Annotated in this window: 13 protein-coding genes and 1 tRNA gene; 8 read left to right on the plus strand and 6 right to left on the minus strand. The window is 57.8% G+C overall.

Annotation, left to right across the window (positions count from 1 at the left end; all coding sequences use genetic code 11):
* Positions 1-5 precede the first annotated feature (5 nt).
* Both HDE72_RS06075 and HDE72_RS06080 read right to left on the minus strand, forming a co-directional pair.
* Complete coding sequence (locus HDE72_RS06075; RefSeq protein WP_183737962.1) at positions 6-2,258, minus strand: TonB-dependent receptor; 2,253 nt, start codon at positions 2,256-2,258, stop codon at positions 6-8.
* Positions 2,259-2,391: 133 nt separating this feature from the next.
* The gene (locus HDE72_RS06080; RefSeq protein ID WP_183737964.1) at positions 2,392-3,642 is read right to left on the minus strand and encodes a TetR family transcriptional regulator; all 1,251 of its coding nucleotides are present in this window, start codon (positions 3,640-3,642) and stop codon (positions 2,392-2,394) included.
* A gap of 301 nt (positions 3,643-3,943) precedes the next feature.
* Here HDE72_RS06080 and dusA point away from each other — a divergent pair, with 301 nt between their 5' ends.
* From dusA to HDE72_RS06105, 5 genes are all read left to right on the plus strand, one after another.
* Positions 3,944-4,975: a tRNA dihydrouridine(20/20a) synthase DusA gene (dusA, locus tag HDE72_RS06085; protein ID WP_183737966.1), complete on the plus strand. Its 1,032-nt coding sequence runs from the start codon at positions 3,944-3,946 to the stop codon at positions 4,973-4,975.
* A 554-nt stretch (positions 4,976-5,529) separates the two neighbouring features.
* The gene (locus HDE72_RS06090) at positions 5,530-7,293 is read left to right on the plus strand and encodes a methyl-accepting chemotaxis protein (protein ID WP_260176535.1); all 1,764 of its coding nucleotides are present in this window, start codon (positions 5,530-5,532) and stop codon (positions 7,291-7,293) included.
* Positions 7,294-7,381: 88 nt separating this feature from the next.
* Complete coding sequence (locus tag HDE72_RS06095) at positions 7,382-7,729, plus strand: energy transducer TonB (RefSeq protein WP_260176536.1); 348 nt, start codon at positions 7,382-7,384, stop codon at positions 7,727-7,729.
* Between the two features lie 288 nt (positions 7,730-8,017).
* Complete coding sequence (locus tag HDE72_RS06100) at positions 8,018-8,602, plus strand: hypothetical protein (protein WP_183737968.1); 585 nt, start codon at positions 8,018-8,020, stop codon at positions 8,600-8,602.
* A 168-nt stretch (positions 8,603-8,770) separates the two neighbouring features.
* Positions 8,771-9,175: a hypothetical protein gene (locus HDE72_RS06105; protein WP_183737970.1), complete on the plus strand. Its 405-nt coding sequence runs from the start codon at positions 8,771-8,773 to the stop codon at positions 9,173-9,175.
* Positions 9,176-9,503: 328 nt separating this feature from the next.
* Here the strand turns inward: HDE72_RS06105 and HDE72_RS06110 are convergent, their stop codons facing one another.
* The 3 genes from HDE72_RS06110 to HDE72_RS06120 form a co-directional block, all read right to left on the minus strand.
* A complete protein-coding gene (locus HDE72_RS06110; protein WP_183737972.1) occupies positions 9,504-9,953 on the minus strand; it encodes a hypothetical protein in 450 nt (149 codons plus the stop codon).
* A gap of 279 nt (positions 9,954-10,232) precedes the next feature.
* Positions 10,233-10,892: an FxDxF family PEP-CTERM protein gene (locus HDE72_RS06115; protein ID WP_183737974.1), complete on the minus strand. Its 660-nt coding sequence runs from the start codon at positions 10,890-10,892 to the stop codon at positions 10,233-10,235.
* Positions 10,893-11,220: 328 nt separating this feature from the next.
* Positions 11,221-13,386, minus strand: coding sequence for a TonB-dependent receptor family protein (locus HDE72_RS06120; protein WP_260176537.1), 2,166 nt, complete (start codon positions 13,384-13,386; stop codon positions 11,221-11,223).
* 266 nt (positions 13,387-13,652) lie between these two features.
* On the opposite strand from HDE72_RS06120, the gene HDE72_RS06125 reads away from it, so the two are divergent.
* From HDE72_RS06125 to HDE72_RS06135, 3 genes are all read left to right on the plus strand, one after another.
* A complete protein-coding gene (locus HDE72_RS06125; RefSeq protein WP_183737976.1) occupies positions 13,653-14,102 on the plus strand; it encodes a response regulator in 450 nt (149 codons plus the stop codon).
* Positions 14,103-14,196: 94 nt separating this feature from the next.
* Complete coding sequence (locus tag HDE72_RS06130) at positions 14,197-14,457, plus strand: type II toxin-antitoxin system Phd/YefM family antitoxin (RefSeq protein WP_183737978.1); 261 nt, start codon at positions 14,197-14,199, stop codon at positions 14,455-14,457.
* Between the two features lie 2 nt (positions 14,458-14,459).
* Positions 14,460-14,786, plus strand: a complete 327-nt coding sequence (locus HDE72_RS06135; RefSeq protein WP_183737980.1) for a type II toxin-antitoxin system RelE/ParE family toxin — start codon at positions 14,460-14,462, stop codon at positions 14,784-14,786.
* 97 nt (positions 14,787-14,883) lie between these two features.
* Here HDE72_RS06135 and HDE72_RS06140 read toward each other — a convergent pair.
* Positions 14,884-14,959 (minus strand) — tRNA-His (locus tag HDE72_RS06140).
* Between the last annotated feature and the right edge of the window lie 104 nt (positions 14,960-15,063).

Here is a 15,063-nt window from a genome sequence, read left to right on the forward strand (position 1 = left end):
AGTAATTAGTAGTTGTAGTTGGCAAAAATACCTACCGTGCGTACGGCGTTGGGCGAGGTGTAGTGCAGCAGGCCGAGTGTCCCGTATTGCTGATAGCCGGTAGAGAAATAACGGTTGAGCAAGTTGCGCGCATACAGGCCGAATTCGAAGGCGCTGTCATGCGGTGCAAATGTCAGGCGTGCGTTGACCAGGCCGTAGCCGGGCACTTCCGAATAGGCTGGCTGGCCGACCACGGTCCACAGTTTGCTGCGAAACGCATAGTCCGCATGTGCTTTCATGGTCAGCTTGCCGCCGACTTCGGTCTGGTAGTTGACGCCCACATTGCCCGCCCAGCGCGGGGCATTGGTCAGGCTGGTGTTGGTGTAGTCGGTCTTGCTGTCGTAGACGTAGTCGGTGAACTTGGCGGCCGTGTAGGTCAGTGCGCTATTGAAGGTCAGCGCGGGTGCGGCGCGCCAGGTAGCGCTCACTTCGGCGCCGCCGCTGCGCAGGCCGCCGGCGTTGCCGATCACCGCTTGCAGTGTCGGGCTGCCGGGGATGCTCGTGAGGATGGTGGTCTGGAAGTCCTTGAATTTTTCCAGGAACAGGTCGGCGTTCAGGCGCAGCGTACGGTTCAGCAGTTCCGACTTGATGCCCAGCTCGTAGCTCTTCACCGTCTCTTCGTGGTAGGGATCGTATTTGTTGCCGACAAAGGCGATCCCGGCTGGCTTGTAGCCGGTGGTGTAGTTGGCGTACACCATGGTGTCCTTGCTGAGCTGGTATTGCGGCGAAATCCGGTACGAGAAGTTGTGGCCGGACACCGAACCCTCAGGATAGAGCGGCGGCGCACTGGTGGCGACGAAGGTGTTGTTCACGCCCGTGATCGGCTCGCTGGGCGTGTTGATATAGCGCAGCGACTGGCTGTTGCGGTCCTGCGTGTAGCGACCGCCCAGCGCCAGGCTCGCTTGCGGCGTCAAGTTGAATTTCAGCTGGCCGAACGCCGCTGCCGTGGTGTTGCGGGTGTTGAACAGGGAAGTGTTGCCATCTTCACCGATGGCGCCCGTCAGCGCGTACAACTGCGTGCGCGGCACGCCGGTGGGCGAGACCAGCGGTGCGCCCAAGGTAGCCCATTGCAACTGGGTTTGCTGGGCGTCGAGCTGGTTCCAGAACAAGCCACCCACATATTCGGCAAATTGCCCGGTCGCGGAGGCCAGGCGCAATTCCTGGCTATATTTGCTGGTGCCCAGCGCGCCCTTGTTGTAGGGCACGTAGGCAAAGATATTGCTTGGAACCAGGTCGGCTGGCGTGTCGTTGTCGTAGGTGGAGGCGCGATAGGCGGTGATCGAGGTCAGCGTCGCGCCGTTGCCGAGCTGGTAGCGCAGGCGCAAGGAGCTGCCCCATTCCTCGCTGGTAGTCTGGCCGAAGGAGGAATCGGCGCTGTCGGCATTGCGTGGACCAGGAGTAACGCCGTTGGCGATCTCGGCAGCGGTGACGGCGGCTGGCGCGCCGGAAACAGCTGTACGAATATTGCTGTCCCAGTGATGTTGGTAATCATTCGACAGTGTCACCTCCAGGTCACGGCTGGGATTGAACAGCAGGCGCGCACGGTAGCCCCGTTCGCTGACGCTACCAAGCGTGCGCTTAAGCGTGGTGTATCTGCCGTAGCCATCCTGGCCCTGCTCGAAGGCCGAGATGCGCAAGGCGCTGCTGTCGCCCAGCGGCAGGTTCAGCGTTGCGTTATAAGTATGATCGTTGCGCTGGCCATAGCTGACGCCGGCGTTGAGGCTGGTGGCGCCGATTTCGGGCTTGGCCGTGTTGACCGACATCACCCCCGAGGTGGCGTTCTTGCCGAACAGCGTGCCTTGCGGCCCCATCAGCACATCGACACGCGCGATGTCGACCAGTCCGATCAGGCCGTTGGCGCGCTGGGCGTCCATCACCACATCATCGACCACCACACTGACCGATTTGGCGTTGGAAAAATCGAAGCTTTCGCTGCCGACGCCGCGAATCTGGAAGGCGGCACCCTGCGTGGGATCGTACTGCAGGCTGGGCACCAGGTATTGCAGGTCGGTCAAGGAGTGATAGCCGGAATCTTCCAGTGCCTTGCCAGTGACCACGCTGACGGCAATCGGTACGTTTTGTACATTTTCACTACGTCGCTGCGCCGTCACGATGACATCCGGCAATTCAGTCGATGACTGGTCTTGCGCGGATGCGGCGGCGCAGCTGACGGCGGCACAAGCGAGCACCAGGCCGCGGCAAGGGGTTGAGATTGACATGCTTTCCTCAGGAATGAGTCGATGAAAGCTTTACTGTATCAATCCAATATGACCGCAAAATTACACTTGTACGAAAATATTTTACGTTTAAATAGGGTTTTTTTGAAAATGAAAGACGGATGGTCGAGTTGTGTCAGGCGCGCTGCGCCCAATCGATGACGCTGCCGAAGGCCTGGTTAATCGCTAGCCGGGCAGTTTCGCCGGGCGGCAGGGTATTGGCCAGGCCGATCAGGCCGATGGACATGATCTGCGCCGCCAGCCAGTCCAGCCCCGAGGCATCGGGCGCCAGCTGGGGTAACAGTTTGACCAGATTGATGCCGCGCCGGCGCCGCATGTCGGCCGCGCAGGGAGCCAGCCGGGGCAGACGCGTGGCGGCGATGGCGACGGCAAAGGTGGCGCGGCCGACATCGAGTCCGTGCTGGTCGCCTGCGCTTGACAGCTGCTTGCCGGACAGCTCGGCCTGGTCTACTGCAATCAGCAGGTGCGAGATGATGTATTCCAGCCCGGCGATCACCAGATCGTGCTGGGTCGGAAAGCGATAGCTGAGCGTGGTATGCGGCACACCGGCTTCGGCGGCAATGGCGCGGTGCGTCAGGCCGCTGACACCACGCGCTGACAACTGCATGGCGCAAGCATGGGCTGCGCGCCCCGGCCAGCCGGCGCTCAGGTCGGCGCCCTGAATGACGGATGGTTCGCCCGCCTGATATTCCAGTGCATCGAACACCAGCGAGAACAAGGCCGTATCGCCGCTCTCGTCCGGCCGTTTGCTCAGTCCGGAAAACAGCCGGCGCAGGCACAGGCGACGCAGCAGGCGGTAAGGCGGCGCATGATTCAATAGCACGCTATAGGCCAGTTCATCGATGAAATAGCCCGCCAGCCAGCCGCTGTCGAGCAGGGCGGCGGGGAGCGCCGCGCGCGTGCCGAACTCGTGCCAGAACTGCCGGCGTGCCTGCAGCCATGGCGTAAACGCCGCGTGCACCGTCTCGTCCCAGGTCGACGCCTGTGCCAGTTCGACAAACAGCTGCGACAGCGGACGCTGGCGCACCGCCAGTTCTTCCAGGATGATTTCTGCCAGGTCGGCAGCAACGGCCGGCGCCAGCACTTCCAGCGTGACGAGGTCGCGGCGCCAGGCTGTGAACAGCCGCAGCTCTTCAGCCAGTGCCGCCTTGCAGATGGCCGTGATCACATCGGCACGCGCACCAATGTGATTGCTGAGCACCGTGACCGACACCGCCAGGCTTTCTGCCAGCGGCCGCAAGGTCAAGCCAGCCAGGCCTTCGGCGGCGGCGATGCTGCAGGCAGCCGCCAACAATGCTTGCGCGGTGGGGGGCTTGCCGCGTTTGCGTGCGGCGGGAGCTTCTGCCTGGTAATCCATTGGACGCATCGTAAAATATCTTCCTGTTTCTTTTCTGGATAGGCTTGCCATCGCTGGCCGGGTTGCCGATCAGGCCGGCCAGCGTCATTTTTGATATGATACGCACCTGCTGGTGTTTTATAGCCAGAATGTTCCACTCGGCCGTAGTCGCCTACCCCACGGCCTGCCCTTCGTGACGAAGGGGAAAGCCCTTGCGCCATAGCCTACTCTCTTATTAGTTATCATCTTCATTGCTGATGCTAGCTCGTCGCCATCCTGTCGCGCAACGAGCTGACCCAAGTGAAGATTCATTATGTACAGCGATAAACCAATGCAACAAGACCTTCAGTCCCCAGTAGGGGAAGCCCAAAAATCCAAGGTTGACACTGGTCGCCGGATGAGCGTCGCCCCGATGATGGACTGGAGCGACCGCCATTGCCGCAAGTTCCACCGCGAAATCACGCGCCATACCTGGCTCTACACGGAAATGGTGACCACCGGTGCGCTGGTCTACGGCGACGTGGAGCGCCATTTGCGCTTCAACGAGGAAGAGCATCCGGTGGCGCTGCAGCTGGGCGGCAGCGATCCCAAGGATTTGGCCATCAGCGCCAAGCTGGGCCAGCAATGGGGCTATGACGAAATCAACCTGAACTGCGGCTGTCCGTCCGAGCGGGTGCAAAAGGGGGCGTTTGGCGCCTGCCTGATGGCCGAGCCGCAACTGGTGGCCGATTGCGTGAAAGCCATGCGCGACGTGGTCACGATCGACGTCACGGTCAAACACCGCATCGGCATCGATGACAGCGAGTCCTACGACTTCGTGCGCGATTTCGTCGGCACCGTGGCCGACGGCGGTTGCGCCACGTTTATCGTGCATGCGCGCAATGCCATCCTGAAAGGCTTGAGCCCGAAGGAAAACCGCGAAGTGCCGCCGCTGAAATACGATTACGCCTATCGCTTGAAGCGCGACTTCCCGCAGTTCGAATTCATCATCAATGGCGGCATCAAGACCCTGGACGAGATCGACCTGCACTTGCAGCACCTCGATGGCGTGATGCTGGGCCGCGAGGCTTATCACAACCCCTATGTGATGGCGCAGTTCGACCAGCGTTATTACGGTGATGAAACGCCCGTGAAAACCCGCGAGCAAGTGCTCGAAGCGATGATTCCTTATATTAGTGCGCAGCTGGCAAAAGAGGGTGGCCGTCTGAAGCTGAACAGCATCACGCGCCATATGCTGGGCCTGATGCAAAACCTGCCGGGTGCGCGCAGCTTCCGCCAGACTTTGTCCGACTCGAAGAAGCTCGCTTCGGGCGACCCGCGTTTGCTGCTTGAGGCAGCGGCGCGTTTGCCTGCGTATGGCTGAAAGCATGATCCAGGCTTGATATCACTCCATGCGGCCGGGCGTTCAGTCCCGGCCCATCGGCCTCTGCGCCGCATTTTCCATCACTTCCCGCCACTGCCATTTATTGTAAAACTGGCATAAATAATTTTCTCATATGTTGTAAATGCGCATTTTCGGCGCACGCTTGCACGCCTGTGGGGCATTTCAGCTTGGCAAGAAACGGTGATGTTGTCATTTCCCCGAAGAAAGTTAATCTGCAATTTATTCAGGCAGTTATTGCTTGCTTTGAGGCAAAATTTACACCTATAATTGATTATAGACAAATATTTCTCAAATGAATTTTTGATGTTGCTACGGCTATTAAGCATATCGATTATTTAATATGCGGAACAAATTGCATTCGCAGTCACTGCTAGTTCAGAGGGTTGGGAATACCAGGAAATACCTTTGGGCTGCGTGCGGCCGGATACCGCGAGCAGCCGGGCAGGCCACTGGTGGATACCGGTGACACGCAGCCTTCGTCTTGTCGTGCCGGGCAAAATTCTTATCAATAGTTTCATTTACGAAGAGCCGAAATGAATTTAGCAAAAATGAAGGTTGGTACACGTCTGGGCCTGGGATTCGCCCTGGTGCTGGTGTTGTTGGTGGCCGTCACGGTGGTCGGTATTGCACGCATGGCGCAGATCCAGGAACGTCTCGATCACGTGATCGAGGTCAACAACGTCGTGACCCGCCTGGTGACCGACATGCGGACCAACGTCAGTGACCGCATCACTTCGCTGCGTATTTTGACCTTGATGACGGATGCGGGCGATATGGAACCAGAAATGGCGCGTATCAAGACGCAGACTACAACTTATCAGGACGCACAGAAAAAGCTGGAGGCGCAATTCGCCCTCGAAGCAACGGCCGAGGAAAAAACCTTGCTCGCGTCGATCAAGGAATATGAGGCAGCGGCCATGCCGGCTATCGGCAAGGCATCGGCCTTGTGGCTGGCCAATGATGCAGAAGGCGCCACGCGCGTGATGATCAAGGAAATCCGTCCGGTGCAAAAGAAATGGATAGAAGCGCTGGAGCAATTGACCACCCTGGAAGACAAATTGAATGCGCAAATGCAGCAGGATGCCCGCACGGCGTTCGACAGCGCCCGTTTGTTCATGATCATCCTCGGCGTGCTGGCGGTAGGGATGGGCGTGGCAGCGGCACTGGTGATTACCCGTGGCTTGCTCAAGCAGCTGGGCGGCGAACCGGATTACACGGCATCGATCGCCGGCAGCATCGCCAATGGCGACTTGTCGATCGGCATCCATACCCAGCCTTCGGACAATTCCAGCCTGCTGGCGGAAATGAAGGAAATGCGTAACAGCCTGGTCAATATCGTGGGCCAGGTACGTGTCGGTACGGAAACCATCGGTACGGCCTCGCGTGAAATCGCCGCCGGCAACCTGGATTTGTCGTCGCGTACGGAAATGCAAGCGAGCGCGCTGGAAAAAACCGCCTCGGCGATGGAAGAACTGACCTCGACCGTGAAACAGAATGCAGACAATGCACGTGAAGCCAACAAGCTGGCCGCCACCGCATCGGATGTGGCGCTGAAGGGCGGCTCGGTGGTGTCGCAAGTGGTCGATACCATGAGCTCGATCAACGAATCGGCCAAGAAGATTGTCGACATCATCGGCGTGATCGATGGCATCGCTTTCCAGACCAATATCCTGGCATTGAATGCGGCCGTCGAGGCGGCGCGTGCTGGCGAGCAAGGCCGTGGCTTTGCCGTGGTGGCGTCCGAAGTGCGTAACCTGGCCCAGCGTTCGGCTGGCGCGGCGAAAGAAATCAAGACCCTGATCGATGACTCGGCCGAGAAGACCGAGCGCGGTACGCGCCTGGTCGGCCAGGCCGGCGTGACGATGGGCGAAGTGGTCGACAGTGTGCGCCGCGTAACCGACATCATGAGCGAGATCGCCAGCGCGAGCCAGGAGCAAAGCGCCGGTATCGCCCAGGTCAATCTGTCCATCATCGAAATGGATGGCATGACGCAGCAAAATGCATCGCTGGTGGAAGAAGCGGCTGCTGCAGCGCAAAGCCTGCAAGACCAGGCGGCCGAACTGGCCCACGTGGTCAGCATCTTCAAGCTGGTGGAAGGCGAAGAAAAGCCGAGCGCCTACGTACCGGTGCAGGCCGAGCCGAAAGCGGCGCCCGTGATCGCACGCAAGCCGGCAGCAGCATTGCGTCCAGTCAAGTCGCTGGCACGCAAGACGGAAGTGGCTGCACCAGCGGCGCCTGCGCCGGCGCCGAAGCGCGCGGCTGCCAGCACCAGTAATGACGAGTGGGAAGAATTTTAAGGTTGGTTTTATATTCGGTTGCAAGCACATCGGGCTATGTAGAACGTAACTGCTGTGTTTGATAATTCTGATAATTATGGGGAAGCAAATGTTTAAAAAAATGCGTTCGATGAGTGTGGCTGCAGCACTGCTGGTTTCTGTTTCTTCCGCTGCATTTGCAGCCGAGGTGCCAGCAACATTCGATTCGAAAAACTGCAAGGCCGACTATCCAAAAGCCTCGCTGATGAACGAGGAACAAGGCACGGTCACGATGTCCTTCCTGGTCAACGCCGACGGCAGTGTTGCTGATTCGAAAATTGACAAGAGCAGCGGATTCAAGAATCTGGACAAGGCCGCGATCAAGGCGCTGTCCGCCTGCAAATTCAAACCGGGCACCAAGGATGGCGCAGTAGCGCAAACCTGGACCAAGGTAGACTACGCCTGGAAGCTGGACTAATGACACCTGACAAAACCTGCTGCGCGTCGGTATAGCTAGCCTGCGATGCTCACCACCTCGGCGGCCCCGTACTAAGTACGGTTGTGCTTCCTAGCCACCTCTCCCTTCCGCTCGCTACGGTTTTGTCAGGCGTTTTAGCGTGAGATTATATTTGCTACCGTCATGGGGCAGCGTCTGATAGCAGACGCTGCCCCTAGTCTTATGTGTGCCGCTTATGTGCGCGAGGGTACGGCGCCATGGCGTGCTTCTGTTACTCTAAGCCCATACCCCCACGAGAAGAGGTCCATCATGCATTGCACCCTGAAACTTTCCATTGTTGCCAGCATTGCCGTGGCCGTGGCCGTGGCCTTGCCCGGCTGCGCCAGCCTGGGCACGCCCGTCGGTCTGGAAGCCGGGCAGACTGTTGCCGTCGTCAATAGCCTGAGCTGGGACAATCCCCTGAGCGGCAAGCGCGATGGTGTGCGTACCAGCTGGCCCTTGAAGAGTGGCAAGGTCGCCGCTGAATATTTTCCGCTGGCGCAGTTGAAGCAGTGCGATGCCGATAACAAGGTTTGTGCCTGGGGCGTGATGCGGGCCTGGCGCGACGCTCCCACGTTCAGCTATGTGCAAGGCGGCGTCAATGTATCGCTGGCACTGGAAATGGACGTGGCGCGGCGTCAGCAGGCGCGCCAGGGCGAAGTGCAGACTTCCATGACGATCCCGCAGGATGTCTCGGCACTGGAGCTCAAACGCCAGCTGCGTCCCGCCTTGAGCCTGAAGTATGGCAAAGTGGAGCAGGTCGACCTCGAATACGGCGTGCGCTATCAAGTTTGCGTGCAGCGCTACGATGCAGCCGGGAAAGTGATCGATCGTTGTGAGATTCCCTATATCTGATGCTGCTTTAGCACGGGGAATCTCTGAAAGAATGCGCGCTGGAGCTGCTTTGTGGCGGCGCCGCCACGTTTCATGTTGCACTCTGCGTAGCGGTGTAACAATAGGTAAATGCACAGCAAAGGCGCGCGTTATTTCTTATAGTACTTAGTTAGAGATAGGAGAATTTCGATGAAAACCTTGTTGGCAGTAATTTCGCTGGCCGCCCTGGGTGGGTGTGCAGTAGTGCCCGCTGGTCCTGCCTATTACGGCACGCGTGCCCCGCAAGCGGCATACAATCCGTATGAATGGCATACCGTGTCGTCCACCCCGGTAGTGCAGAACAGCACTGTTGTGAGTACCCCTAGCGTGCAATATACGGATCAACCTGTCTATGTGCAGCAACAGCCTGTGTATGTCGAACAGCCTGTCTATGTACCGGCGCCCGTGTATGCGCAGCCCTACTACTATAACCCGCCTGTGTCGGTCGATCTGATATTCGGCTTTGGCGGCGGCTATCGTGGCGGTTGGGGTGGTTACCGTGGCGGCTGGGGCGGCGGCTATCGCGGTGGTTGGGGACGCGGCCGCTGGCGTTGATCGCAGCTGATAAAACCTGCTGCGCCGGTTTTGTCAGATGTTATAAGTCATAAAGCAGGCGTCCGTCTCAATGAAAGTAGATCGACGCCTGATGTAACACGTCCACCGAGCACAGCAGGTACATCGCCAAGCCTGCCAGACCTATTTGCAAGGCGCCGAAGCTGATGGGGATGAGGCGGGACATGTCGTACTCCTGATGGCTGGCGGTTTGTCTGGTGACTATGTTTCCATCTTAAAATTATTTGATGCCTACAGGAATCAGATGAATGTCCGCCGCCATGTAGGACAACTGCCCGCCGCTGATGAGCTAGCTTGCGCTTGACGGCCCTTAGCGGCCCTTCCAGCGCACCACCGTATCTTCTGGCGCCGTGTCGAGCAGGTTTGAAATGGTCAGCCAGTGCGTGAGGCGTTCGGGTTGCTTGATATTGATGCCCATGCCATCGATGATGCCCACCTGTTCCAGCAAACGCGCATCCAGTTTTGCCTTGGACACCGTGGGCGCGCCCATGACCATGCGGTCATAGGCCTTGCGCGCCTTGTTTTCCCATTTGTGCAGGCTGCTGTCATCGAAGCGGTTGCCTTCGAAATACACGGTCAGCGTGCCATCCAGATTGCCGAAGCCGACGATGCCGGCGCCCTTGCGTATGGTGGTCGTGTTGTTGATATCAAAGTCGGCCGTCGGCACAAAAATGCCGGCCCGGCCATCGATGTCAGGACGTCCCACGGGAGTTTCCTTGCCGTAGGAGCTAGTTTCGGTGATGGTTTTCTCTACAGACATAGTGCGTACTGGGCGCCCGGAACCGTAGCGCAAACGCTGCCGGCGGCGCCACCTCTCCTGTTCAATGGTGCGTGTGGTTAGCAAGGCTGGATGCAGCTTGGGCCTGGCGATATTGCTGATTGCCTGATCTGGATGATTGCGGGATCCGCCACGCCTATTGTAGTCCCAATTTAATTCTTTTGTGCAACATTCTGACGCTGCTATCCCGTGCCTGCAGACGAAAAAAAGCCGCCCGGCAGCGGTTGCCGGGCGGCTAATTCGAGGTGCATCGCAGGAGCTTTATGCCTGGCGCTTGCGGCGCGCCACGAAACCCATCAAGCCCAGGCCCAGCAGCAACATGGCGTAGGTTTGCGGCTCAGGTACGGCCGATACCAGCGACACCTTGTCCAGGTAAGAGCCGTAAGTTGGCGCGGAGACGGGGCCGACCGATTCAAAGCGCAGCACGGTCGAGGAACCCAGGGCGCTGAGGCTTTGGCTATACGTCTGCCACACGCCGTTGGTGTTGCCGCTCAATGGGCCAGGCGTCAGCAGGGTGTTGCCCCAATACACATTCATCAGGCTATTTGCGCCGCCTGGGGTGTCAGGACGGCCCGAATAAGAAAACGACAGGATGTAAGTACCGCCCGCCGTGGTGGAGACGGTTTGCGATACCGATGCGAGGCGGTTGCTATTCAATTCCAGGTATTGCGTGCCATCGGCCGCGACCGGATTGAAGCCGCTCAAGCCACCCTGGGTGGCGCCTTTCTGGATTTCAAATGCCGCGTTGCCGCTGACCGAGGAGGTCCAGCCAGTGACGGCGCTGACCTGCGCATACGGTGTACTGATTTGATTGTCTTCAAAGCTGCCGTTGACCACCAGATTGGTCGCGGCGTGGGTGGTGCCGGCGGCGGCCAGAGTGGCCAGTGCGGCGATTTTCAGCAGGGTAGCAGGCGTCTTCATGATGGTTTTATCTCTTGTTTGATGATTAAGTTAATTTCCTAAATGACATTTAAAGAATATCACCAAAAATCACCAAAAGAACAAACGCTCGCTAAAAAAAAGTGCAATTGTGAAATCGTTTATATCCGTATGGAAATTGATTTCCAAAGTGAATTAATTAAAGTGCAGGCTCAGAGTGGCCAGCGCTGTTATCTCAATTGCATCAGAGTAATTTTGTAACATTGGGGCGAAAAAAAACCTGCACCAAAACAACAGTGGTGCAGGTTTTTGTAGCGTGCCGGGTAGCCCGGAGGCTATCGATCTGATCAGTGTGCAGTCAATTCCTCGCTTAAAACGCCAACCTGCCTTGCAGATACACCATGCGCGGTGCGCCGACCATCTTGCCCAGGTTGCTGTCGGAAGTGCGCGTGAAGTAGCTCTTGTTGGTCAGGTTGTTGGCGCCAGCCACCAGTTCCAGTCCTTTTTGCCCTGGCACTTTCCATTTCACCTGGGTATTCCAGGTGCGGTAGCCGGGGATGATGCCTAGGTTGCCGGCAGCGTTTTCCAGCACGGTATTGGCTTCATCGGCAAACTGACGGCTTTGGTGCGTGGTCGACAAGTCAAAGCCCCAGGCGCCCTGCTGGTAATGGGTGCCCAGCGTATCGGTGTTGCGCGAATAGAAGGACACATCGTTGTCCGCATTCACGCCATCTTGCAAAGTGGCCTTGGTATAGGTGTAGGTGGCATAGGTGCTGAAACCCGCCAATGGACCCCGATCATCGAAGTGGTAGTCCACCGCCGTTTCCAGGCCACGATGATGGGTCGCGCCAATATTGAAGAAGATGGTATTGATGCCGCTGCCGACCGACTGGATCTGGTTGTCGAACTTGATATTGAACAGAGTCGCTTCGGCCGACAGTTGCGCGCTTTTCCAGCGCGCGCCCAGTTCCGCCGTTTTCGCCAGTTCCGGTTGCAGCGGATTATTCGCCGACTGCGAGTTGAGCTGGGTGTTTTGCACGGCGCCAAACGAGCTGTTGTAGTCGGTGAACAGGGTCACATTACTGTTCAGCAAGTAGGCGACATTGATCGATGGCAGGGCCTTGTTGTTGAGCAGGGCGATTTCCTGGTCGCTCGGTATGTGATTGACGCGCACCGTCTTGATATGTTCGTAGCGCACGCCCGGCGTGATGCGCCAGGAGTTGATGGCGATCTTGTCGTCGATATACAGCGATTGCGCATCGGTGGAGTTATTGGCGAAGGCCGTCGGCGCCAGTTGCGCGTTGGTGGCGAGCACCGTGTTGTAGACGGTCTCGTCAGCACGCTCCCTCAGATAGCGGTAGCCGACGGTAACGTCCTGCGATACCTTGCCGGTGCTGAAGCGCTGCGTGTAGCGCGGCTCGATGGCGATGGTTTCATAGTTGCGCGGCTGGTGGCCCAGGTTCGCGCCGTTGATCAAGGTACTCTGGCGCGAGCTGGTGTTGTAATAGCTGCGGATTTCAAATTCTTGTGTATCGGAAATGGAGTTCAGATAGCCGATATCAAACGCCGTGCGGTCGCCGCTCCAGAAGTCGGTCGGGCGCGTATTCTGGTAGGGATTGGCCTTGTATTGGGCCACAGTCAGGCCGCCTGGCGTGCGCGAATTGACATCATAGTAGGACAGCTTGCCGTAGATTTCGGAAGTCGGGCTCAGGTCATAGTGGTACTTGATCGCGAAATCGTTGACCTTTTCATCGCTGCCCACGCGCCAGTCGCTGCCGCGCACGCCCGAATACAGCAGGGCCAGGCCCAGGCCATTGTCGAGCTGGCCACCGGCAAACACGCTGTACTGCTGGTTTTGTCCCGTTTCGCTATAGCTGTTGTAGCGCACGCTGGCGTCGCCCGTGATGCCTGGCGTGTTGGGAATCGCGCGCGTCTTGAAGTTGATGATACCGCCCACGTTCTGCGGGCCGAAGCGTACGGCGCCACCGCCGCGCACCACGTCGACTGTCTCGATATTGGCCAGGCTGACGGGAGCGAACGACAGTTGCGGCTGACCATAGGGCGCCACCGCCATCGGTATGCCATCGAGCAATACCGTACTGCGCGGCGAATAACGCCCGGCCAGGCCGCGCACGCCAATATTGAGCGAGACGGCGCTGCCGGAACTGCCCGAGTTATCGCTGATCTGCACACCGGGAATACGGCGCATCACATCGCTGAGGCTGGTGGCGCCCGAATTCTGGATGGCATCCTTTTGCACCACAGTGCGCGCGCCGGCAAAGTTCTTGGTGCTGGCCGACATGGTAGTGCCCAGCAAATTGCTGCTTACCTGGATCGCTTCCAGCACCGGGCCGGCATTATCGGCGCTGCTGCCCGGCGCGGCGCTATTGTCGGTGGCGGCTACGGCAGTGGTATCGGAACTGATATTGCTGGCATCCTCCGCATGGGCCGCATACGGCATGGCCAGGCAGGCGAGGGCGATGGCCAGCGCGCCAGGGCGCAGTGTCAGGGAGTGGTTATAAGGTGCGGCGGCCATGCAGTGCTCCGGTGGAAAAGGTTGCGCAGACGGTGGGACGGCGCAACGCAAGGTGATATGGCGTGGCGTAGGCATCCGGCGGCTAAAGGATGAGAATGATAATGATTCTTATTTTTATCGTCAATGACACAAACTACGTAGATTTGCAGGCAAGTCACTGTCCATGCGGGGTTTAGATGCTATCCAGCTACTCCTCTGGGGTGCGGCAGCATCCTCGGACCTTCTTGTATACTGCCGTTTTTGCAGCCGTTGGACGTGAAGGCACTATGAGCTATCTAATGGAAAACAAGGCGGAAACGACGCCACCGGAGCGCCGCCATACGGATGCCGCGCAATCGGAAGGCAAGCGCCAGTTGCACCTGCTGGTGGTGGACGACAATCAGGAAGTGGGCGAAACGCTGGCCCTGCTGCTGGAAACTTTTGGCCACCAGGTAGTGGTGGTGCGCAACTGGCAGATGGCTGCCGAGCAAGTCAAACTACGCGTACCCGACGCCGTCTACCTCGACATCGAAATGCCCGGCATCAGCGGCATCGAAATCGGCCGCCGCCTGCGCAACAATCCCGACACCGCCAACGCCGTGCTGATCGCCGTCACCGGCCACAGCCTGCCCATGTATATGGACGACGCGCTGACGGTAGGCTTCCGCCATTTCCTCGTCAAACCGGTGCGCATGGAAGACCTGGCGACGACGGTGGAGTCGGTGCTGGCGGGGTGATCAGTGTGTTGCTCATGTTTGCGCTATACCCTGCGATCGCCGATAGGGTAGAATTCAGACTGTATTCTGTCCACTACACAAGCAAGGAGCCATCATGTCCCTGGCAGAGCAGATCAGACCCATTACCTACCTGAAGTCCAGCGCAGCGGAAATCGTCAAGGAATTTGCCGTCAATCCCGAACCCATCATCATCACCCAGAACGGCGAAGCCAAGATGGTGGTGATGGACATCAATGAATATGAAAAGCAACAAGAAACAATGGCCCTGTTGAAGTTGCTGGCGTTAGGAAAGAAAGAGTTCAAGGAAGGAAAATTTAGCGATGCTGAAGCATTTCTTGACGAGATGGACGACTGATCGTGACCAGAAGAATCGTTATTCTTGATAGCGCCAAGGAGGAGTTCAGGGATATCAAGGCTTATGTCAAAAGGCAGTTCGGAGACACTGTCTGGAGCACGGTCAATGCCGAATACAAGCACTCTTTCCAGCTCATCAAAGCCAATCCGAAAATCGGCCATGTGATTGACGGCTTGAGAGAGCTCGGCACCAGCAACATTCGATACACCTTGGTCAGGCAGACAAGGATAGTTTATGAGTTCGACGATAGTTTGGTACTGATACACATGTTTATCAGTACTAAGAGAGACTTCAGGACGCATCTGTTTAAAAGACTGCTTCAGCAATAAGTTAAGCTGTCTTCGCAGTACCCGTTAAAGTGCTGCCAGAAATGAAAAAAGGATTACAAGCCTAAGCATGTAACCCTTTTCTTTACTACGCATTCTGTGGGGTGGCTGATGGGGCTCGAACCCACGACAACAGGAATCACAATCCTGGACTCTACCAACTGAGCTACAGCCACCACTGTCTTACTAATCTGCTTCACTACTTCAGCTATTTAGCTGTTTTGCTGAACAGGTGCCGAATTATACAAAGGATTCGGCAAAGTGGCAAATCTAAATCCAG

The organism is Janthinobacterium saanense, assembly GCF_014200675.1.
Classification (GTDB): domain Bacteria; phylum Pseudomonadota; class Gammaproteobacteria; order Burkholderiales; family Burkholderiaceae_D; genus Janthinobacterium.

Coding starts and splice junctions, on each gene's coding strand:
- HDE72_RS06100 (WP_183737968.1), top strand. CDS start 8,018: ATGCATTGCACCCTGAAACTTTCCATTGTTGCCAGCATTGCCGTGGCC.
- HDE72_RS06125 (WP_183737976.1), top strand. CDS start 13,653: ATGAGCTATCTAATGGAAAACAAGGCGGAAACGACGCCACCGGAGCGC.
- HDE72_RS06110 (WP_183737972.1), bottom strand. CDS start 9,953: ATGTCTGTAGAGAAAACCATCACCGAAACTAGCTCCTACGGCAAGGAA.
- HDE72_RS06075 (WP_183737962.1), bottom strand. CDS start 2,258: ATGTCAATCTCAACCCCTTGCCGCGGCCTGGTGCTCGCTTGTGCCGCC.
- HDE72_RS06115 (WP_183737974.1), bottom strand. CDS start 10,892: ATGAAGACGCCTGCTACCCTGCTGAAAATCGCCGCACTGGCCACTCTG.
- HDE72_RS06090 (WP_260176535.1), top strand. CDS start 5,530: ATGAATTTAGCAAAAATGAAGGTTGGTACACGTCTGGGCCTGGGATTC.
- HDE72_RS06080 (WP_183737964.1), bottom strand. CDS start 3,642: ATGCGTCCAATGGATTACCAGGCAGAAGCTCCCGCCGCACGCAAACGC.
- dusA (WP_183737966.1), top strand. CDS start 3,944: ATGCAACAAGACCTTCAGTCCCCAGTAGGGGAAGCCCAAAAATCCAAG.
- HDE72_RS06130 (WP_183737978.1), top strand. CDS start 14,197: ATGTCCCTGGCAGAGCAGATCAGACCCATTACCTACCTGAAGTCCAGC.
- HDE72_RS06120 (WP_260176537.1), bottom strand. CDS start 13,386: ATGGCCGCCGCACCTTATAACCACTCCCTGACACTGCGCCCTGGCGCG.
- HDE72_RS06095 (WP_260176536.1), top strand. CDS start 7,382: ATGTTTAAAAAAATGCGTTCGATGAGTGTGGCTGCAGCACTGCTGGTT.
- HDE72_RS06105 (WP_183737970.1), top strand. CDS start 8,771: ATGAAAACCTTGTTGGCAGTAATTTCGCTGGCCGCCCTGGGTGGGTGT.